Annotated in this window: 18 protein-coding genes and 1 other RNA gene; 16 read left to right on the plus strand and 3 right to left on the minus strand. The window is 49.9% G+C overall.

Going from position 1 to position 20,754, the window contains the following annotated elements; genetic code table 11:
* The first annotated feature begins 50 nt into the window (after positions 1-50).
* The 6 genes from D570_RS0106535 (at position 51) to D570_RS0106560 (ending at position 7,747) form a co-directional block, all read left to right on the plus strand.
* A complete protein-coding gene (locus D570_RS0106535; RefSeq protein ID WP_018143589.1) occupies positions 51-893 on the plus strand; it encodes an aldo/keto reductase in 843 nt (280 codons plus the stop codon).
* A 180-nt stretch (positions 894-1,073) separates the two neighbouring features.
* Positions 1,074-2,123, plus strand: a complete 1,050-nt coding sequence (locus D570_RS0106540; protein ID WP_026181942.1) for an oxidoreductase — start codon at positions 1,074-1,076, stop codon at positions 2,121-2,123.
* 107 nt (positions 2,124-2,230) lie between these two features.
* Positions 2,231-2,959: an ATP-binding cassette domain-containing protein gene (locus D570_RS0106545; protein WP_018143591.1), complete on the plus strand. Its 729-nt coding sequence runs from the start codon at positions 2,231-2,233 to the stop codon at positions 2,957-2,959.
* Positions 2,956-4,482 (plus strand): ABC transporter permease/substrate-binding protein, encoded by a 1,527-nt coding sequence (locus D570_RS0106550; RefSeq protein WP_018143592.1) that lies wholly within the window; start codon positions 2,956-2,958, stop codon positions 4,480-4,482. The genes D570_RS0106545 and D570_RS0106550 overlap by 4 nt, the downstream gene beginning before the upstream one ends.
* A gap of 98 nt (positions 4,483-4,580) precedes the next feature.
* A complete protein-coding gene (locus tag D570_RS0106555) occupies positions 4,581-5,201 on the plus strand; it encodes a hypothetical protein (protein WP_156812261.1) in 621 nt (206 codons plus the stop codon).
* A 41-nt stretch (positions 5,202-5,242) separates the two neighbouring features.
* Positions 5,243-7,747, plus strand: a complete 2,505-nt coding sequence (locus tag D570_RS0106560; RefSeq protein WP_018143594.1) for an HAD-IC family P-type ATPase — start codon at positions 5,243-5,245, stop codon at positions 7,745-7,747.
* A gap of 58 nt (positions 7,748-7,805) precedes the next feature.
* Here the strand turns inward: D570_RS0106560 and D570_RS0106565 are convergent, their stop codons facing one another.
* Both D570_RS0106565 and D570_RS0106570 read right to left on the minus strand, forming a co-directional pair.
* The gene (locus D570_RS0106565; RefSeq protein ID WP_018143595.1) at positions 7,806-8,570 is read right to left on the minus strand and encodes a Bax inhibitor-1/YccA family protein; all 765 of its coding nucleotides are present in this window, start codon (positions 8,568-8,570) and stop codon (positions 7,806-7,808) included.
* A gap of 88 nt (positions 8,571-8,658) precedes the next feature.
* Positions 8,659-9,405, minus strand: coding sequence for a GTP pyrophosphokinase (locus D570_RS0106570; protein WP_018143596.1), 747 nt, complete (start codon positions 9,403-9,405; stop codon positions 8,659-8,661).
* 85 nt (positions 9,406-9,490) lie between these two features.
* Between D570_RS0106570 and miaB the strand changes: the two genes are divergently transcribed.
* The 9 genes from miaB (at position 9,491) to D570_RS08705 (ending at position 19,402) form a co-directional block, all read left to right on the plus strand.
* Positions 9,491-10,945, plus strand: coding sequence for a tRNA (N6-isopentenyl adenosine(37)-C2)-methylthiotransferase MiaB (miaB, locus tag D570_RS0106575; RefSeq protein WP_026181943.1), 1,455 nt, complete (start codon positions 9,491-9,493; stop codon positions 10,943-10,945).
* A complete protein-coding gene (miaA, locus tag D570_RS0106580; RefSeq protein WP_018143598.1) occupies positions 10,929-11,981 on the plus strand; it encodes a tRNA (adenosine(37)-N6)-dimethylallyltransferase MiaA in 1,053 nt (350 codons plus the stop codon). The genes miaB and miaA overlap by 17 nt, the downstream gene beginning before the upstream one ends.
* Positions 11,982-12,117: 136 nt before the next feature.
* The gene (locus tag D570_RS08700; protein ID WP_083907421.1) at positions 12,118-15,003 is read left to right on the plus strand and encodes an FtsK/SpoIIIE family DNA translocase; all 2,886 of its coding nucleotides are present in this window, start codon (positions 12,118-12,120) and stop codon (positions 15,001-15,003) included.
* Positions 15,004-15,006: 3 nt separating this feature from the next.
* Positions 15,007-15,660, plus strand: a complete 654-nt coding sequence (gene pgsA / locus D570_RS0106590; protein WP_018143600.1) for a CDP-diacylglycerol--glycerol-3-phosphate 3-phosphatidyltransferase — start codon at positions 15,007-15,009, stop codon at positions 15,658-15,660.
* 149 nt (positions 15,661-15,809) lie between these two features.
* Positions 15,810-16,352: a CinA family protein gene (locus D570_RS0106595; RefSeq protein WP_018143601.1), complete on the plus strand. Its 543-nt coding sequence runs from the start codon at positions 15,810-15,812 to the stop codon at positions 16,350-16,352.
* Positions 16,353-16,442: 90 nt separating this feature from the next.
* On the plus strand, positions 16,443-16,973 hold the full coding sequence (locus tag D570_RS0106600) for a helix-turn-helix domain-containing protein (RefSeq protein WP_018143602.1): 531 nt from the start codon (positions 16,443-16,445) through the stop codon (positions 16,971-16,973).
* An 89-nt stretch (positions 16,974-17,062) separates the two neighbouring features.
* A complete protein-coding gene (locus tag D570_RS0106605) occupies positions 17,063-17,296 on the plus strand; it encodes a DUF3046 domain-containing protein (RefSeq protein WP_018143603.1) in 234 nt (77 codons plus the stop codon).
* Between the two features lie 153 nt (positions 17,297-17,449).
* Positions 17,450-18,529: a recombinase RecA gene (gene recA / locus D570_RS0106610; protein WP_018143604.1), complete on the plus strand. Its 1,080-nt coding sequence runs from the start codon at positions 17,450-17,452 to the stop codon at positions 18,527-18,529.
* Positions 18,530-18,706: 177 nt separating this feature from the next.
* Complete coding sequence (locus tag D570_RS08705) at positions 18,707-19,402, plus strand: regulatory protein RecX (RefSeq protein WP_018143605.1); 696 nt, start codon at positions 18,707-18,709, stop codon at positions 19,400-19,402.
* A gap of 135 nt (positions 19,403-19,537) precedes the next feature.
* On the opposite strand, the gene rnpB is transcribed toward D570_RS08705, so the two are convergent.
* Positions 19,538-19,925: RNase P RNA component class A (gene rnpB, locus D570_RS09140), an RNA gene on the minus strand.
* A gap of 135 nt (positions 19,926-20,060) precedes the next feature.
* Between rnpB and hpf the strand changes: the two genes are divergently transcribed.
* A complete protein-coding gene (hpf, locus tag D570_RS0106620; protein WP_018143606.1) occupies positions 20,061-20,711 on the plus strand; it encodes a ribosome hibernation-promoting factor, HPF/YfiA family in 651 nt (216 codons plus the stop codon).
* The last annotated feature ends 43 nt before the right edge of the window (positions 20,712-20,754 follow it).

Below are 20,754 nucleotides of genomic sequence, written 5' to 3' on the forward strand. Positions count from 1 at the left end.
GGCGAATCTCTGTGTAGACAAACATCATACACAGGCTGTGAGGTCAAACAATGGAGTATATAAAACTCAACAATGGTGTAGAAATTCCACAATTAGGCTATGGCGTATTTCAAACTCCTCCAGATGAAACGGAACGTTGCGTGCGTGAAGCGTTTGAGGTGGGGTATCGCCACATCGATACAGCTCAGGCATACAATAACGAAGAAGGCGTAGGTGCTGCCATTGCCGGCGCAGGCATCGATCGCCAGGAGCTCTTCGTCACCACGAAAATGTGGATTTACAAGGAGGGCTATAAGGCTGCGAAGGCTGCTATTGATGAAAGTCTCAAAAAGCTGCAATCTGAGTACATTGATTTAATGCTGATTCATCAGCCGTTTGGGGATTATTATGCCTCCTATCGAGCTATGGAAGAGGCGTATAAGGATGGCAAGATTCGTGCCATCGGCGTATCGAATTTCTATCCGGATCGCCTGCTCGATATCGCGCATTTCGCAGACGTGGTGCCTGCCGTGAACCAAGTCGAAACCCATGTATTTTTCCAGCAGCAGGAGGCACGCGCAACCATGGATGAGCTGGGTGTGGTACAGGAATCCTGGGGGCCGTTTGCGGAGGGTAGGCGGGACTTCTTTACGAATCCTACGTTGACAAGGGTGGGCGAGCAGTATGGCAAGTCTGCAGCGCAAGTGGGCTTGCGATATCTGATGCAGCGTGGGGTGGTGGTCATACCGAAGTCCACGCATCGCAATCGTATGGAGGATAATTTTAATATCTTCGATTTTGAATTGTCTCCTGTGGATATGGAGCAGATTCTCGCTCTGGATGAGCACAAGAGCCTGTTTTTGGATCATAGCGATCCGCAGTCGGTCAAGGGTTTCCTGAACAGGGCACGTTAGAGCAACGAATAGAGTCAGAGGGGTTGGGTGCACAAGCTCAACCCTTTGTGCATACTTTTCGTCATAGCACAACGTGGGGGAAAATTAGCCGACAAAGAAACTTTTCCACGAGCACGTGTAAGGCACACTAGCATGGATTTTACACAGGTTGCTTTGATGTCGAAGAGTAAGCGAAGAACTATGACTAAATTACTGAGTTCTGCGACAGTTGCTGGATTAGAGCTCAAAAATCGTGTGGTGATGCCACCTATGTGTACCTATGAAGTGTACAAGCATAATGGCATTCTTACGGCTTTTCATCGTGCTCATTACGGGGCAAGAGCCATCGGGCAGGTTGGTCTTATTATCGTGGAAGCCACGGCGGTGGAGCCGGATGGTCGTTTAACGGATAAAGATTTGGGCTTGTGGAACGAGGAGCAGACTCAAGCCTTCTCAACTCTTGTGCGCGATATCCATGAGTTGGGGAGCAAAATCGGCATTCAGCTGGGCCATGGCGGCAGAAAAGCTGCGGATGCACAGACCAAGTATGCGCCTAGTGCCCTTGCCTTTAATGATGAATACGGCGTACCGCAGGAAATGACGCAGGAAGATATTGCGCGCGTTGTTCAAGCCTTCGCCGATGCTGCACGGCGAGCGCAGAATGCGGGTTTCGATATGCTCGAGATTCATGGTGCCCACGGCTATTTGCTGGATCAATTCTTAGAACCTACGTCTAATCAAAGAAGCGACCAATACGGTGGTAGTTTGAGCAATCGTTATCGTTTGATTGGTGAAATTGTACGTGCTGTACGCAAAGAATTTACGGGTTCCTTGTGGGTTCGCTTGTCGCTGTCCGTGTATGCAGATGCACAGGCTCAAAACTCTCTGGAGGATTGGAAGCAGATAGGGCAGTGGCTGGAAGAAGAGGGCATCGATGGTATAGATGTCTCCACTGGCGGTTTGCTGGACGTGTCGCCGAATATCCCGGTGGGTGCAGGCTATCAGGTGCCATTCTCCGCTGTGATGAAAGAGGCCGTGCACGTGCCGGTCACCGCTGTAGGATTCTTGGATTCTCCGCAGCTAGCCGAATTCGTACTTGAGTCGGGGCATGCAGATCTCATTGAGGTGGGCCGAGGTTTGCTCAATAACCCGCAGTGGGCGCAAAAGGCTGCGGTGAGTCTACACGACCAGGATTTTCAGGTTTACAACCATTCCTATGACCGTGCCTACAAGGTACAGGGTTTGCTATAACACGGTTCTCGATTCGTGCAGAGCGAAAGCTCTGTCTTGCACACTAAGCTGGAGAGCAGGACAGGGAAGTCTGCGCCACTAATAAGACACTATGAGAAGGAGAGCACATGATTGAATTTTCACATGTGTCTAAAGAATTCGAAGGTAAGAATGTCGTTCAGGACTTGAGCTTTACCATTCAGGACGGTGAATTCTTTGTCATTGTAGGGCCTTCTGGCTCCGGTAAAACCACGCTACTCAAAATGATGAATGGTCTAGAAAAACCCACGCAAGGCAGCATTACTGTCAACGGCAAGGATGTAGCGCAGTGCAATTTACGTGAGTTGCGCCTCGGCCTGGGATATGTGTTCCAAACGGGTAGCCTTTTTCCTCATCTCACTGTAGCAGAAAATATTGGTGTTATCGCCTCGATGAAAAAGTGGGATGCGGAAAAAATTAAGCAAGAAACACATAAGCTACTCGATCAAGTGGGTTTGGACCATACTGTATATGCTGATCGCATGCCTTCTGAACTATCCGGCGGTCAGGCTCAGCGCGTGGGTATTGTGCGCGCGTTGCTCACCAAACCTGAGGTGGTGATTATGGATGAGCCTTTCTCGGCATTGGATCCTATGAGCCGCACACAGCTTCAAGATCTGGTGAAGCAATTGCATGATGCCTTCCATACGACCTTTATTTTTGTCACGCATAATATGCATGAGGCCGTCAGGCTGGCGGATAGACTGTGCGTGCTGCATGAGGGTAGCATTGAACAGCTGGGTACGGTGGAGGATGTGACAAATCATCCGGCGACAGACTTTGTAAAGAATCTCTTCGAGAATCAGGAGAACCAATGAACGCCTTTATGCACACGTTTTCTCAGCGACAAGGCGAATGGTGGCTTGCTGTAGGACAGCATATTCAAATCTCACTGTTGGCCGTCATTGCAGCCATCGTCATCGCCGTTCCATTGGCCTTCCTCCTGCTCAAGTGGAAAAAGACATCCGCAGTCGTCATCCAAATAGCGGCTATTTTCCAAACCATTCCGTCCATGGCTTTGCTCGGCTTATTTATCCCGCTCATGGGTATCGGTACGCTACCGGCGGTGACGGCGTTAGTTATTTATGCCATTTTGCCGATTTTGCAAAATACTTTGGTGGGACTGAGCAATATCGACCCGGAGCTTGAAGAGGCGGGCGAAGCCTTTGGCATGACCGAATGGGAGAAACTCAAAACCTACCGCATTGCCCTTGCTATGCCGGTGATTATGTCCGGTGTGAGACTGGCAACCGTGATGGTTATTGGTACGGCAACTTTGGCGGCACTGATTGGTGCAGGCGGCTTAGGGTCCTTTATCCTGCTCGGCATTGACCGCAATGATACGGCTTTGATCGTCATCGGTGCAGTGTCTTCTGCAGCCCTTGCGGTATTGGCTTACTATGGCATCGGTTGGATGAGTAAGCTACGACCACAAAGGATTCTCGCCGTTTTTGTCTCCTTGGCTGTAGTTTTGGCGGGTTCCTATGCGGTGTCTTCGGTTGTGAAATCGAGCACCACTGGTAGTTCTCGCCATCTCATCGTTGCAGGCAAACTCGGTTCCGAACCGGAGATTCTTATGAATATGTATAAGGATCTCATTGAAAAGAACAGCGATATAAGCGTGGAAGTTAAACCTAATTTCGGTAAAACTACCTTCGTATATGAGGCATTGAAGAGTGGAAAGATTGATATTTATCCTGAATTTACAGGTACCGTAACCACATCGTTGCTCAAAAATCCACCGCAGCCGAGCACGGATGCCGAGCAGGTGTATATGGAGGCTCGCGATGGGCTGAAAGCTCAGGATAATCTCGTCATGCTGGAGCCTATGAAGTATCAAAATACGTACGCTATTGCCGTAAAAAAGGAATACGCTGAGGCGAACGGTTTGACGACGATTTCCGATTTAGCGAAGGTTCAAGACTCTGCACGTGCAGGTTTTACCTTGGAATTTAACGATCGTGATGATGGGGGTAAGGGCTTGCAGAGTTTGTATGGTCTGCATCTGGATGTATCCACCATGGAGCCGGCTTTGCGCTATCAAGCCATCAATAATGGTGATGTGCAGATTGTGGATGCCTACTCTACGGATAGTCAAATTGAAGAATACGGTTTGACCTTGCTAGAGGATGATAAGCATCTATTCCCACCGTATCAGGGTGCGCCGGTATTGCGTGCGCAAACCTTGCAGGAATACCCAGAACTCGAAGGCATTCTCAATCAGCTAGCGGGCAAAATTACCGAGCAAGAAATGGCGCGTATGAATTATCAAGTCAATGTCCAAGGCAAAAGTGCTGCAGACGTCGCACGCACGTACTTGACGGACAACGGCCTGCTCTAGAGTGAAAGCAGGAGAAGCTACGCAAACCCTGAGAAATGTGGGAAGAAAACAGGAACCCAGTTGAGTTTATACACCTGTGTTTTTGATAGACTAACAGTATGAATTTTCGCGAGAGAGTAAGACGATTGCATCTACGTGCGGTCGTCTTCTTTGTACTGATCTGCGTGGGTGTACTCATCACCGTGAGCGCCTGCACAGCGCACACCAGTACGGCAATAGGGCACAGTTACACCTTGGATACAGCAGACGAGTATGTATCGCGTGACGATGATGGTGATATAAAAAATGTGCTCGTCGATGTGATTGCGTCTGTCAATAATCAGGGCGAGCGCGAGAAGCGCATTGCTCAAGCGATAGAAAAATCTGATATTACAGCCCAATTTCGCCATGCCAGCAGCGGAGCAGAGCAAATAACGCAGACCAAAAATGCTATTGACGCGTATGCCACGCTTGTGATTATCCCGGCGGATGCGGTACAGCATCCCACTGAGTGGGAGGATGTGCTCTCGTATGCGCGCTCGCGCGGGGTGGCGATCATCATCAGCTCCAGCACAGGCCTCCAGTATGCGCAGCTGTCTCTTAACCCGATGTATTTTGCCGCGTATTGGGATGTGAATGGGGGCGTAGAGCAGGACAACACGTCGGCTTTTGATGTGATTATGACGGTGGTGGAAGACCGACCACACGATACGATTTTCAGCTCGACTCTGGAAGGCTAAACTTCAGCACAACCAGAATGGATACTGACTAGGTAGGGTTTATGGGTACACGAGAAAACACCACACGTAATGCTTCCCCTGTGGACACGACGAGGGGACTGTCCGCCGCTCAGGTGAGTGAACGCATTGCACAGGGCGAGACGAATTTTACTCCGTCGCGTAGCTCTCGCACGATTCTTGACATTGTTAAAGCGAATATTTTTACACTGTTTAACGGCATTATTTTATCTGCCATGGTTTTGGTGCTGGTTACGGGCCAATGGAAAGATGCGGTTTTCGGCTTGGTTATCATCCTGAATACCGCTATCGGTGTTTTTACTGAGGTCCGTTCGAAACTCACCTTGGATAAGCTGTCCTTCCTCATTGCTCAAAAGCATACCGTTGTGCGCGATGGACAAGAAGTAGAGGTAGGACATGATGATATCGTGCTAGACGATGTGTTGTGGATCAGATCCGGCGATCAAGTTCCCGCCGATGGTGAAGTGCTCCAAGACTTTGGTGTAGAACTCGACGAGTCGATGCTGACGGGCGAATCACACACGGTGAAAAAGCAGTCAGAGGATAAAGTTTACTCCGGCTCAACCGTTGTATCGGGTTCCGCCCTCATTCATGTCACTGCGGTAGGCGCCCAGTCCTATGCCTCGAAATTGACCGCGGAAGCCAAAGTCTACGTGCAAACGCATTCCGATATCAACGATGGTATTAACAAGATCCTGCGTTTCATGATTATCATCGTCGTTCCCCTGTGTGCGTTGCTCATCTGGTCACAAATTCGCTTGGTCGGCGGGTGGGATGCGGCGCTGACTACGGGAAGTTGGCGTCAAGCCGTCGTCCAAGCTGTGGCGGGCATAGTCGGTCTCATTCCGGAAGGGTTGGTCCTTTTAACCTCTTTGAATTTCGCACTCGCCGCCTTACGCCTTGCACGTCAAAACACGCTTGTCCAAGAGCTCAATGCGGTGGAGACGCTGGCGCGGGTGGATGCCTTAAATCTCGATAAGACGGGAACCATCACCGATGGTGGCATCGCGCTGGACAGTGTCGAGATTATGGACACTGCACAAATAGAAACTGCGCAGATTTATGCTGCCTTGTGGCAGGTAGTCCACGAAGAAAACCCGAATTCCACCGGCTCTGCTGTGTTGGAAGGTTTGAAACAAAAATACGGTATAACGGATGAGCAGATGAAAGGTGCGGAGCCGAGCTGGCGCCTTCCATTCTCTTCTGCCCGTAAATGGAGTGCTATTCGATACGATTCCGGTGAGGAATGGGTTGTTGGAGCACCTGAAATCGTCACCGCCACCCTCGAAGCAGATACCAGCGTCCTCATGCAGCAGGTCGAAGAATACGCCCATAATGGCTCACGCGTACTGGTTCTCGCGCGAAGCATTTCGGGTGAAACAGTCGTTGCAACCACAAAGCCAGACTCAGCAGACGTTGATGCGAAGCCGCACATCAACCCTCACGCCCAAATTCAAGCCTTAATCCTCTGCTCTGAATCCGTACGCGAAGATGCACAAGCTACTTTGGCATGGTTTAGACAGCAAGGCGTCCGCGCTCGCGTTATTTCTGGAGATAATCCTTTAACGGTGGCTGCGATTGCCAAAAAGGTGAAGCTGACGGGTGAGCGCGAACCACGATTTATGGATGCGCGTGAACTGCCGCAGAATGCTGAAGATGTGGCGGACATATTGGACAACATCGATGTTGTGGGACGTGTGCTACCTGAGCAGAAAAAGCTCATCGTCCAAGCTTTGCATGCGCGTGGCCATGTGGTGGCGATGACGGGCGATGGTGTGAACGACGCTTTAGCGCTGAAAGAAGCGGATTTAGGCATAGCCATGGGCAATGCTGCTCCCGCCACGAAGGCTGTTGCGCAAGTCGTGCTGGTGGATTCTCTGTTTTCCCATTTGCCGGATGTGGTGGCGCGTGGACGTCAAGTTATGGCCAATATGGAGCGCGTAGCCAGCCTGTTCCTCGTCAAAACCACGTATTCGGTGGTTATTTCCTTAGGCGTGGTGTTGTTGGGGCTGAACTTCCCTTATCTACCACGCCATATGACCTACATTGGTTGGTTCACAATTGGTACGCCCGCGTTTCTCTTGGCGCTAGCACCGAATACGCGCCGCTATTTGCCGGGCTTCCTCACACGCGTGCTACGCGTGGCTCTTCCGGCGGGTATTGCTACCGGGCTCAGCGTCTTAGCGAGCACCACTCTCGTACCGGTACTGATGGGCTGGACCAATGTTGAGGACCATCTCACGCAATTGCGCACGGTGAATGTGACTGTGCTCTTTGTGTTGGGCATCGTGATGCTGGCCTCCATTTCTCGGCCGCTAAAATCGTGGCGTGGATGGCTGGTGGCCTTCTTCGCTATAGCCGGTGTGATTGGCGCCTTTATCCCGCCTTTAGCAAGCCTATTCGATTTGCATATTCCAACGGGATTCTTGTTCATCGTTACTCTTACCCTGTCCGCCGCATCGGTGGTCTTGTGGTTTACGCTGCAATATCTTGTCCAGCGATTCTTGCCGTACGACGATATTCACTAGATAAAGTTAATGCCCTGAGCGTTTACTGCTCAGGGCATTCTACGGAGCATTGGAAGAGCTAACTTCTGTCTGCGAAAATGTTCAGCAGTGAAATGAAGAAGTTAATGAAATCCAGATACAGATTCAGTGCGCAAATAATAGATACGCGCTTAATCATCTCCGTATTGCCGGCAAACTGCTGGAAAAGTGCGCGCGCTACCTGGGCATCATAGGCTGTAAATCCGGCAAAAATAATCATCGTAATAGCAGACAGAAGCATGGTTTGTGTGCCCACCCCCATAAACATCATGACGATTTGCGAAATAATAAGCACAATAAGCGCAACCTGCAAAATGGGTCCCAGCTTGAGTAAATTCACCTTGGTAGTCAAAGCACACATAGTCAATGCAAAGAAGAAAGCAGCGGAGAAGGCAAAAGCTAAGAAAATCGTATTGATGTTAAAGGCGGCAAAAATCGTGCTTAGCGTAAAGCCCATCAATGCGGCGTACGCGTAAAAGGCGAGGCGAGCCGTGGAAGGTTTCATGGACATCACTCGTGCGGACAGGAAAATCACTATACCAATTTGAAGGATAGAGAGGATGATGAGTCCAAACGTGCCTGTGCTTTGGAAGAAAGCACTAAACAAGCCGGTAGCATAGGAGAAATATGCCACAACAGCTGTTACTACTAAGCCGATAGTCATTTCACCATACGTACGTGCTACAGAAATACGCTCAGCCTGAGCATTTTGAGCCATCGATGTCTGCGTATAAGCCTGCTGATAAGGGGTTTGGTTTGGAGAATTCTGGAAATTCTGTGGTTGATTGTCTGGTGTGTTATACATGATGTGAGTTCCTTCACCCGATTTGGGAGTTACCTGAGGGGAAACGGTTTCTTGTATCGGTTATATTTTAGGGCAATTGTACAAAAGATTAATCGTCAAAATCATCTTCGCGCGGAGCGGACACAAGATCTCTATGCACATTTTGCAACTTGACATCAATATCGTAGAGTTCCTGAGCTGCATCCTGCAAGGTCTGAATATGACGTGCAATGCGTTCTGGATTGTTTTGGCTCTTATAGCGCAGACGATGCTCCAGGCTAGCCCAATAATCCATAGAAATCGTACGGAACTGCACTTCCACAGGAATATCCTTTGGACCGGTGGTTAAAAATACAGGCACGCTGTAAATCACATGAAGACTGCGGTATCCAGACTCTTTTGGATGCTTGATGTAATCCTTCACCTCCAAAATGCGGATATCGCTTTGGCGGCTCAGCATGCTGGCGATGGTATACACGTCGTCAATGTAATTGCACATCACGCGAATACCTGCTATATCAAAAACCGTTTCTTCAATGCTTTGAATGGACATGGTTTTGCGATGAATAGCCAGTTTTCCTGCAATAGACTGCAACGACTTCATACGTCGTTCCATGTGATGAATAGGATTATGACTATATCGCGTTTGATACTCATCATCCAAAATTTCCAGCTTGGTGCTAATCTCATGCATGGCACCACGATAGCTTTGCATGAGATCTTCGAAAGCATGGCCAAAACGAATAAGATTTTCCTCGCCTTGAGGAGTGATTAACTCAGGAATGGATTCTTCGAGCGTCACCATAGCCTGAGTAATATCAGCTAGACTTAATGGGCTCTGTCGATCCAGGATCATATACCACCTCAATTTTTTTGCAACCTTACAATTATAAAACACACTCGCGCCCAAAGCACCCGTGATTTCGGTAATATCTAGAGTTATGAATGAAGAAATGATGACTGTGCAAGAACGCCTTGGCGGCCTGAGTGAAGACATCACGCCCGTCAGGACCGCAAGCCAAGCGCCCGTATACTATGTACACACTTTAGGCTGTCAGATGAATGCGCACGATTCAGAGCGCATCGCCGGCGTCCTCGAAGAAGATGGATACGTCAAAGCCAGCCAGCAGCAAATCGAGGCAGAAGAGGTGGATCTCATCGTCCTCAACACCTGCGCTGTACGCGAAAATGCTACATCTAAAATGTATGGCACTCTCGGCCAATATGCGAAGCTCAAGCGTAATCGCCCACACATGCAAATTGCCGTGGGCGGATGCATGGCGCAAAAAGACCGCCAACGCATCGCCCAAAAAGCACCTTGGGTAGATGTGGTATTTGGCACCAAAAACATCGGCTCACTCGTGCCGCTCCTGCACGAAGCACACGAAAAAAATAAGCCACAAGTAGAAGTGGCCACAGAACTGAGCCAATTTCCTAGCGAATTGCCCACCGTACGCTCCTCTAAAGCCAGCGCATGGGTATCCATCTCCGTAGGGTGCAACAACACCTGCACCTTCTGCATCGTGCCATCGGTACGCGGAAAAGAACGTGACAGACGACCAGGCGAAATCCTCGCAGAAATCGAAGATTGCGTATCGCGCGGTATCAAAGAAGTTACCCTACTCGGGCAAAACGTCAATTCCTACGGATACTCCACAGCAGACAGACACGCCTTTAGCAAGCTGCTGCGTGCCTGTGGTCAGATTGAGGGACTCGAACGCGTACGCTTCACCTCACCGCACCCAGCCGCATTTACCAATGACGTTATCGAAGCGATGGCAGACACGCACAACGTCATGCCGCAGCTCCATATGCCACTGCAATCCGGCTCGGACAAAATCCTGCGTGCTATGCGCCGTAGCTACCGTGTCAGCAAATTCATGACTATTCTCGACAACGTACGCACTCGCATCCCCAATGCTCACATCACCACAGACATTATTGTGGGCTTCCCTGGAGAGACGGAAGAAGACTTCCAAGAAACCATGGACGTAGTCAAAAAAGCACAATTCAATTCTGCCTATATTTTCGAATACTCACCACGCCCCGGCACACCCGCTGCCACCATGGAGCAAGTTCCCGCGCACATCACACATGAGCGCTTCGAACGTCTCCACGCACTCCAGGAAGACATATCCGCCACCATCATGCGCACACACGTCGGCACAACCGCTGAAGTCATGATTAGCACCACACATGGCGTAAAAGACAAACAAACAAACCGCATCACCGGACGCGACCATGGCGGCAACCTCGTCCATATCACCGTACCAGAAGGCGCACCAGCACCACACATAGGCGACTTCGTTACCTGCACCATCACCGATAGCTCCGCACACTATCTCATAGCAGATCCACAAATCCTGCAAGGAGATACCTATGAGCTACGCCATTAATTCCGTAGAAAACGTAGAAAACACAGAGAAGCCTTTACCCACGGCACGGCAACTCAAGGTCGTATCCATCATCGGACCTACAGCCTCCGGCAAAACCGCGCTCGCCATCGCTTTGGCGCGCGCGCTGGCGGACTGCACCGGTGTGCCCTGTGAAATCGTGAATGCCGATGCCTACCAAATGTATAGGGGCATGGATATCGGTACCGCGAAGGCAAGCCCGGAAGAACAGGCACAGATTAAGCATCACCTCATCGATATTATTGACGCCAGCGAGGAAATGTCTGTGGCAAAATTCCAATCCTTGGCGCGTCAAACCATACACGAGCTGCAGTCTAGGGGCGTGCGTCCTATTCTTGTCGGCGGTTCGGGATTGTATGCCAGGGCTGCGATTGACGATATTTCTTTCCCGGGCACGGATAAAAACATCCGCGAAAAAATAGAAAAACGGGGTGAAGATATCGGCGGTGAGGCGCTCTTTGCGGAGCTTCAGGCTCAGGATCCTGTGGCAGCAGCACATATGGATGCACGCAATATCCGCCGAACCATCCGTGCACTCGAAGTTATCGAACTGACCGGCAAACCGTTTTCGGCTACACTTCCGCGTTATCGATACGTCATCCCGACCGTGCAAATCGGCCTAGACCTCAGTAGGGAAGTGCTCGACAATAAAATCGAGGAGCGCACCCAAAAAATGCGTGACATGGGTTTTGAAAAAGAAGTACAACAGCTGCGTGGGCGGCTTTCTCTCACCGCAGCACGTGCTTTAGGCTATCCGCAAATCAGGGCAGCCTTAGACGGTGATATGAGCATGGATGAGGCCTACGCAGATATCGCGCAGAAAACGAAACGTCTAGCGCGTAAACAAATGGGTTGGTTTGGCCGCGATCCGCGTGTACATTGGATCAATGCTACGGATGAACACCTGCTCGAGGAAGCCACGCGCATTGTGCTCACCGCAGATGAGGGAGCATTCGACGCATTTGATAATGCAGCCGATGAGTATGTACAGCATCATTTGGGCAGGGTGGAGCAGTAGCGAAGTGCTGATTTTTGTGGCTTGAGGCGTCTGCGTGGTGTGTGGCGAAGCACCTGTGCAGTCTTGTGGAGTAGTGGTGTTATCTTGTACTTTTACGCCATCTTGGTCTGCCATTTTCGCTAATCTGTAAAGCGTTATGGCACGACCAACATCATCTTCAGTAAGTCCACGGGACGGTAAAAACGCACGTTCAGCCTCGGGTTCATCGTCGAGTAGACGCAGTGAATCGTCACCACGTGATCAGGCACGCGAGCAGCGGGAGCCAGAGGCGTGGTGGGCAAAGGTTTTACTCTTCATTCCACGGCTTTTTGCGCAACTTGTGCGCGATATTTTTGGCACCAACAGTGAGGATAATGATGCCCGTCTCGATGCGTGGTGTTTCGTTCTTATCATTCTCAGCGTGCTTCTTATCGCATCCGAATGGTTTAGAGTGCAAGGTGCCATCGGACGTTTCCTGCATCTTATAGCGGGCGGGGCTTTTGGCATTATGAGTGTGGTTTTGCCTATTGTGTTGCTTTTTGTAGCCTTTAGACTTATCCGCAATTCCAATCTCGAATCGGAAAATACGCGAGTGGTATCCGGTTGGGTACTGCTGGTGTGGACTGTGTGCTCTTTAGCAGATATTTTTGTAGCCTCCGACAAGGGTGGTTTTGACTGGGCTACCATTATCAACGCGGGCGGCTTGTTTGGTCATGCTCTGGGATCCCCATTGGCATGGGGATTATCAAAGCCATTTGCTGTGGTCATTTTTGTCTTTATCGGGTTATTTGCACTTTTGATGATTACTCAAGTGCATATTGCCGAAATTCCACGACTCTTGGGTATGAATACGCACGCAGAAAAAGCGGGCGAGGAGGAAGATTTTCCTCAAGAGTCCACAATCGGCGACTCTACCTTAAGCTTTGCTCAAGGTGTGCCCACCCATGATGGCACCGATGAGGAGCATACGGAGCCGCGATTGCCGTGGTGGAAGCGGCTGTTCCAGCGCAAAAATCAAGAAACAGACACCTCACTGGATGAGTACGAAGGCGATAACGCATTCCAAAATGCGCTGCGCGTGCAGGACGATTCGCCTTCGCATCGCCAACCTGTGTCCAGCAGTCGAAACGGTGATTTTTCTGGCGAAACGCTCCCTTTGCATTCGAGCTCTCCTCAGTTCAGCGGCCGTGAGCAGGCTGCAGCCGGCAGAAACAGTGGGGATATCGCACATACGCATGCAGAGGACGAAACGGTAGCCATACCTTCTATGGGTGTCCCAGCGAGCAATGGGGCAGTACCTGCTGCAGTTGGAGCAGGGCTGAGTGCTGGGGGTGCTGCGGCGGATGCGGTAGAGGTGGCGAATGCAGCAGCACATAACACCGCTTCAGATGACGCGGACGGCGCCACTGTGGCCTTACATACTTCAGAATCTGACGCAGACCAGACACACAATGCATATCAGAAACCTAGCCTCGATTTGTTGGTAAAAGGTAAGCCACATGCAGTCAGGACCGAGGCGAATGAACGCGTCATTCAAGCTTTGCGTGCCACCTTCCAAGAATTCGGTGTGGATGCCGATGTCGTAGGCTTCTTGCGTGGTCCATCCGTTACCCAGTACGAGGTGGAGCTGGGGCCGGGCGTGAAAGTCGAGAAGGTGACGAATCTTCAGCGCAATATCGCCTACGCCGTGGCTAGCTCGGATGTACGCATCCTTTCACCAATTCCCGGTAAAAGTGCTATCGGTGTGGAAATTCCAAATGTCGACCGTGAAATCGTCCACTTGGGTGATGTGCTACGCTCCAAAGAAGCTCTCAACGATACAAATCCTATGACCGTTGGTCTCGGCAAGGATGTGGAGGGCAATTTCGTCATAGCAAATTTGACCACCATGCCGCATCTTCTGGTGGCAGGTGCTACGGGTTCTGGTAAATCCAGCTTTATCAATTCCATGCTCACCTCTATCGTCATGCGCGCTACGCCTGAGCAAGTGCGCTTAATTATGGTAGATCCAAAGCGTGTGGAATTAACCGCTTATGCCGGTATTCCGCACTTGCTCACGCCGATTATCACAGACCCGAAGCGTGCGGCGCAGGCCTTGGAGTGGGTCGTCAAGGAGATGGATGCCCGCTACGATGATCTTCAGTATTTTGGCTTCCGCCATGTCAAAGACTTCAACGAAGCTGTTAAGGCTGGCAAAGTTCATGCGCCAGCGGGGTCAAATAGGAAAGTGGCACCGTACCCATACTTGCTAGTCGTCGTCGATGAGATGGCGGATCTGATGATGGTTGCGAAAAACGATGTGGAAAGTTCCATACAGCGCATTACTCAGCTAGCGCGAGCGGCTGGCATTCACCTCGTTTTGGCTACGCAGCGCCCATCCGTGGATGTCGTCACGGGTCTGATTAAGTCCAATGTGCCATCGCGTTTGGCATTTGCCACCTCGTCTGCTACGGATTCGCGCGTTATTTTGGATTCCGTGGGCGCGGAGGCCTTAATCGGTCAAGGTGATGCGCTCTTCTTGCCTATGGGCAAGCCAAAACCTATCCGTGTACAAGGGGCGTGGGTTTCGGAGTCTGAAATTCGTGCGGCTGTAGACTTTGTAAAAACCCAAAGAAAGCCACAATATCGCCAAGACATTGAGCAAATGGCAGCCCAGCAGGACACGAAGAAAAATATTGATGAGGAAATCGGTTCGGATATGGACGAGCTGCTTCAGGCCGCCGAACTCGTGGTGGGTGCTCAATTTGGCTCTACTTCCATGCTTCAGCGCAAGCTCAGAATAGGCTTTGCAAAAGCTGGCCGACTCATGGATTTGCTCGAATCCCGCGGCGTGGTAGGTCCATCTGAAGGTTCTAAGGCACGCGAGGTACTTGTGCAACCAGAGCAGCTGAACGACGTCCTCGCCTTTATTCGTGGCGATGCGCCGTCCATCAATGGAAACACACAGAGCAGCAACACACAAGGTGGTACTCAAACGGATTCCGCACAATCGTCATATACCAGTGACTATGATGGTGACGATACACAGCAGTACGAAGGATAGGTTATGACTGAAAAGAAGAATTTATTTGAGGGTTGGAATAGCGTTCCCAATATTGTGACGTATGTGCGCATCGTCCTGATGGTCGCTTTTATCTACTTTGCGATTGCCGCCGGACCCTTTGGCGTGGATAATATTACCAACCGTTGGATTGCCGCCATTCTTTTCATCATCGCTGCTTCGACGGATAAATTAGACGGTTTCTTGGCACGCAAATACAACCAGGTCACCGAGCTGGGCAAATTGATGGACCCTATTGCCGATAAATTACTGATTTGCGGCGCCTTCCTCGTGCTGTCCTTCTACGGCGAGATTTGGTGGTGGTTGACCATCCTCTTCCTCGTGCGTGAAATCGGCATTACGATTATGCGATTCTTCGTCATCGACACAGGTGGCCAGGTTATCGCTGCATCGTCGGCTGGAAAGCTGAAAACCTTGACACAATGCATCGGTCTCGGCATGATCTTGCTCCCTATGTGGACCGTTATGGGCGGTTTCCAGAGCACCATCTGGGTGAACTACTACTGGATCGGAACCATTATCCTGCTTCTGGCGCTCTTCTTCTGTCTATACTCCGGCGGAGAGTACCTTATTAATACCTTCTCCGCACGCCCGCAGAAGGAAGCAACAGAAACGGTAGAAACTGTAGAAAATAACTAATTTACAGACGCTTCTTTCTGAAATTCTGTGGTTTCCCTGTAGAAATCCTGCATGAGGATCAGTACAATATAAGTGAAAACATTCTGAGAAATTTCTTACACTGAATTGATATTTACCTAAGCCAATTACAAGAACAGAAAAGAAGTATCATGACGGATGTCAATAACTCAGCTGTACATGCAGATTCCGCGCTGGATATTCAAGATACCGCGGCCGCGCAACTACTCAATCGGTGCAGACGTCAAGGCGTGCATATCTGCTGTGCGGAATCGCTGACCGGAGGTTTACTAGCGGATGCCTTTGTACGTATCCCCGGCGCTTCTGATACTTTCTTAGGCTCTGTTAATACGTATGCAGTGGCTGCAAAATCCCGCATTTTGGGCGTAGATCACCAATGGTTAGAGGATCATGGTCCAGTCAATGTATATACGGCGGAACATATGGCTACCGGTGCTTTGCGTCTCTTTTCATGCGACGGTATCGCCCTGTCCACTACTGGCGTGGCAGGTCCAGGACCAGATGGAGATATTCCTGCAGGCACGGTGTATGTGGGATGTGCATTATCAACAGGTGAAGTCTTTACTCAGGAATGTCATTTCTCGGGTAATCGTCCTCAGATACGGCGCGCATCCGTGGTCGCTGCTCTCGAATTAGCGTTGCGACACGCCGTAGATCGGATCCATTCACTATAAAAATGTGAGCTGAATCATATTGAGCATGCTTTGGGAATAAAAAAGGTTGAGTGATGTTGACTCAAGTAACAGGTACGAAAAGAGGCAAGTATGATTTCAACAGCTGTAAAAACAACTCAGCAGAACACCCCAACCGTTGAAGAAATGAAGCGCGCAGCAGGTAAACAAGCCATGATGCGCAACTTAACGCCTGCTCAGCTTCGTGCAGTTGCAATCGCTCAGCAGCAAGTATTGCGTGCACAGCAGGCACGCGTGGCGAAGAATGAACGTGAAGCCGCCAGAAATCGCATGTGGGCAAATTCGGAAATTGATGAAACGGCCGTAGAGTCCACGGCTAAGGGATCTCATCGTGAGGCGGCAGAAGTCGAAACCTTCTCCTTACGTAAGGTACAGGGAAGCGTGTTGCGTTCTTTGCGTACGCGTGACCATAAGACGTTGCGTGAGATTAGCCAGAAGGCTGGCGTGTCGTTGGGATATCTTTCAGAGGTAGAGCGCGGTCAGAAGGAAGCCAGTTCTGAGCTTTTGGCTTCGATTACAGATGCTTTGGATGTAAAGCTTTCTGAGATGCTCGTGCTCGTGTCTGAGCGTGTGCGTGAATACGAAGAGGCGGGTTTGCGTTAACCCTCAATTTCATTGTGAACGAATAACCTCGTTTCATCTGTCCGTAGAGGATAAGATAAAACGAGGTTTTCTTATGTGAGGATAGTGTTATGCGTGAACGTGAATTTTGGCAACTTTTAGAAGAGGTGTTCGGACGGGTGTATGGGCGCTCCTTAGCGCATGATCAGACGCTGGAAAAATTGGATAATCGTACCGTAAATGAGGCCATTAAGGATGGGGTAGAGCCGCGCATAGTGTGGAATATTTTGTGCGATCATATGGAAATTCCGGATTCTCAGCGATGGGGTAAGGATCACAATGCGCCCCCATTGCCAGCTCGATAAACTACACTGGAGTCATCGAGACTTCAACACATGTTCGAACAAATGTTCGATTGATTTGATATAGTTATTCACATCTGTAAACAATGTTAATTGAGTTTGAGTACCCGCGCTGCAGTAACTACAGTGAAGGTATCTTCACGTAAAGGAGAAGTTATGGCAACTGCAAAGAAGGATGGAGCCAGTACCAAAGATAAGCGTCAAGAAGCTCTGGATACCGCATTAGCGCAGGTGGAAAAGAACTTTGGAAAAGGTTCGGCCATGCGCTTGGGCGATAAGCCTATTGAAAATGTTGAGGTTATTCCTACCGGGTCTTTGGCTCTGGATTTGGCTTTAGGCATTGGCGGCTTACCTCGTGGTCGAATCGTAGAAATCTACGGACCAGAATCCTCTGGTAAAACAACGATTGCCCTTCAAGCCGTCGCAAGCGCACAGCGTCAGGGTGGCGTAGCCGCATTTATCGATGCGGAGCATGCTTTGGATCCAGAATACGCGCGCAAACTGGGCGTAGATACCGACTCGTTGATTGTGTCACAACCAGATAACGGCGAGCAGGCATTGGAAATCGCGGATATGCTGATTCGTTCGGGTGCATTAGACATTATCGTCATTGACTCCGTAGCAGCGCTGGTGCCAAAGGCTGAAATCGAAGGCGAAATGGGAGATAGTCACGTAGGTCTTCAAGCACGATTAATGAGCCAAGCTTTGCGCAAAATGACAGGCGCGTTGAATCAGGCAAACACCACCGCCATTTTCATCAATCAGCTGCGCGAAAAGATTGGTGTATTCTTTGGGAATCCAGAAACGACCACCGGTGGTAAGGCATTGAAGTTCTATGCGTCTGTGCGCATGGATATCCGCAGAATCCAGACACTTAAGAACGGCGAAGATGCTGTAGGAAACAGGACCCGTGTCAAGGTCGTGAAAAACAAGATGGCTCCGCCATTTAAGTCCGCAGAATTCGACATTCTGTACGGTGAAGGTGTGTCTCGCGAAGGCTCTGTTATCGATATGGGTATCCAGGCGGGCGTGGTGAAGAAGTCCGGTTCGTGGTTTACTTATGACGGAGATCAGCTTGGGCAGGGTCGTGAAAAGGTTCGCCAATTCCTTATGGATAATCCTGCATTGACCGAGGAAATCGAAAACAAGGTCAAGATGGAGTTCGGCATTATTCCAAAGCCAGAAGAAGAAGCTACCCCTGAGGAGGGTGCGTCCCAAGCTCCAGCAGAAGAGTAGATTACCACGGTATGCGGCTCCCCTATATGTCCATTGAGTTCCACATGCCCATATAGGGGAGCTTTTTTCTTCTGCGTAGTGAACGGTCTGCGTTCCAGTTTTGACTCCAATTTTTTGAATTAAATTTTATCCGCCCTTTTCATCATTTACATTTCAGAGTCCACTTTCGAGGTCATCGTGATTTCTGCTGAAGATTTTCTTCACAACGCAAAGCCTAAGATTCCAGCCCACACACAGACCAAAATTCCGGATGTGTCTGAGAGTCAGACTTACGCTCGCACTGTGTCTGCACAGGAGGGGTCTTCAACCCTCATCAAGTCAGGAATTGACGATACCTCTAACGTGAGCCTCGTTGAAAATCCAGAGGTATCCCGGGTATTTCGTAGAAGCGAAGCCGAAGATAAATGCCAAGAAGCCGCCTTACGCCTTTTAGATGCTGCACCACGACCGTCGGGAGCTCTCCGCGATCGGCTTCTTCTTAAAGATTTCGACGAAAAAACCATTGAAACAGTCATTGCACGTCTGACCTCTTTGGGTTTAGTTAATGATGCAGCGTATGCAAAACAAGCTGTGCGATATTGCATCTCACGCAAAATGGGTGAGCGGGGCACTTTGCAGGAACTAAGGCGCAAAGGTGTAGATAATTTCACGGCGAAGGAAGCTGTTTCTCAGGCTGCTCAAGCGGGTGAGTTTGTGCAATCCGCATATGATCTCGTGGAGTCCGTGGCGCGCAAGACACGGGGGCTCGATAAGCAGGTGCGTCTCAGGCGTTTGTGGTCTGCTGCGGGGCGTAAAGGGCATGCGCTAGATCTTATCAAGCAGGCACAGTACGAGATTTTTACTGCTGAATCCGAAGAGGATGAAAATCTGTAAGAATACTGAAGAATACTCACTAGATTCTTGGCTCTACAGAGCGTCGGATATTCAATGGCGTACACAATAAGCAGATTGCGCAGATAGTACAGTGCTTAAAAAGTTGCAGATAAAATACACGCTGAAAAAGATTTGAGAGTGAGACCTTATATACCCCGGGTTCTGTCCTTCAAAACAGGCGTGAAAACATATGCCTGAATATCAGGGGTGACCATCCATCTCGACTTAATATTGCTATTAAGCTCTAGCAGCCTACCCGAATACCTAAGCGAGCAGCTTCACAGTATTCTACTTGACCTTGCTCCCGATGAGGCTTGCCCTGCGGCTTCTGTTACCAGTCGCCCGGTGGTCTCTTACACCGCCGTTTCACCCTTACCATCACCCATAAAATGGGGAGGCGGTCTATTCTCTGTTGCGCTATCTCTCAGGTCGCCCTGGGCGGACGTTATCCGCCATCGTGCTCTATGGAGCCCGGAAGTTCCTCAGTTATGTGGTGTATAACCGCGGCCACCCAAAGGTCTCACTCAATTCTATGCTACCACCGACACGACAACAAATCTATTGCGAAATGCAATGCATTTTTACATAAATTGAGTTAAGATTAAGGCACGTTAGCAACGAAGTTAACGTCTAGCGGTTCATTTACAAGGAGGTCACCATGGAAATCGTGGTAACTGGTCGTCATACGCAAATTAAGCAAAAGTTCCGTGACGTTGTTGAAAGTAAAATGAATCGAGTAACTGCTATTGCACCAGATGCACAGCGCGTTCAAGTTGTGCTTTCTCATGAGGGAAATCCTCGCCTTGCCGATACAGCAATGCGCGTGGAACTCACCGTTATCGCTGGCCGTACAGTCGTGCGTGCTGAAGCTTCCAGTAGCGATGATCTGAGTGCTTTGGATTTGGCGCTCGATAAGCTTACTCTCCGTCTGCGTCGTACACGTGATCGTCGCAAGGATCACCGTCGCGGATACGAAGCAGTAAAGGCTGTAGATCTGGGAGTAGTAGAGCCAGAAGAAGAAACAGCAGTTGCTGAATACGAGCCACAAACACCAGCTCAAGCAGTAGCCGGTGACCTCGGACCAGGCGAATCCGTAGAGGTACAGGTGGGTGACACGCCTATTGTGATTCGTCGCAAACTGCATATTGCAGAACCAATGACTATCGATGAGGCACTGTACGAGATGGAACTTATCGGACACGACTTCTTCCTATTCGTCAACAGTGAAACACATCGTCCGTCTGTCGTCTATCGTCGACACGGTTGGAGCTACGGCGTGTTCGAGATTGATAGTGCCAAGAACTTGTAATGGGTAAAAGAGAATAAGGTTGTGGGGATGCTCGAAAAGAGCA

This window comes from Alloscardovia criceti DSM 17774, from assembly GCF_000376885.1.
Classification (GTDB): domain Bacteria; phylum Actinomycetota; class Actinomycetes; order Actinomycetales; family Bifidobacteriaceae; genus Alloscardovia; species Alloscardovia criceti.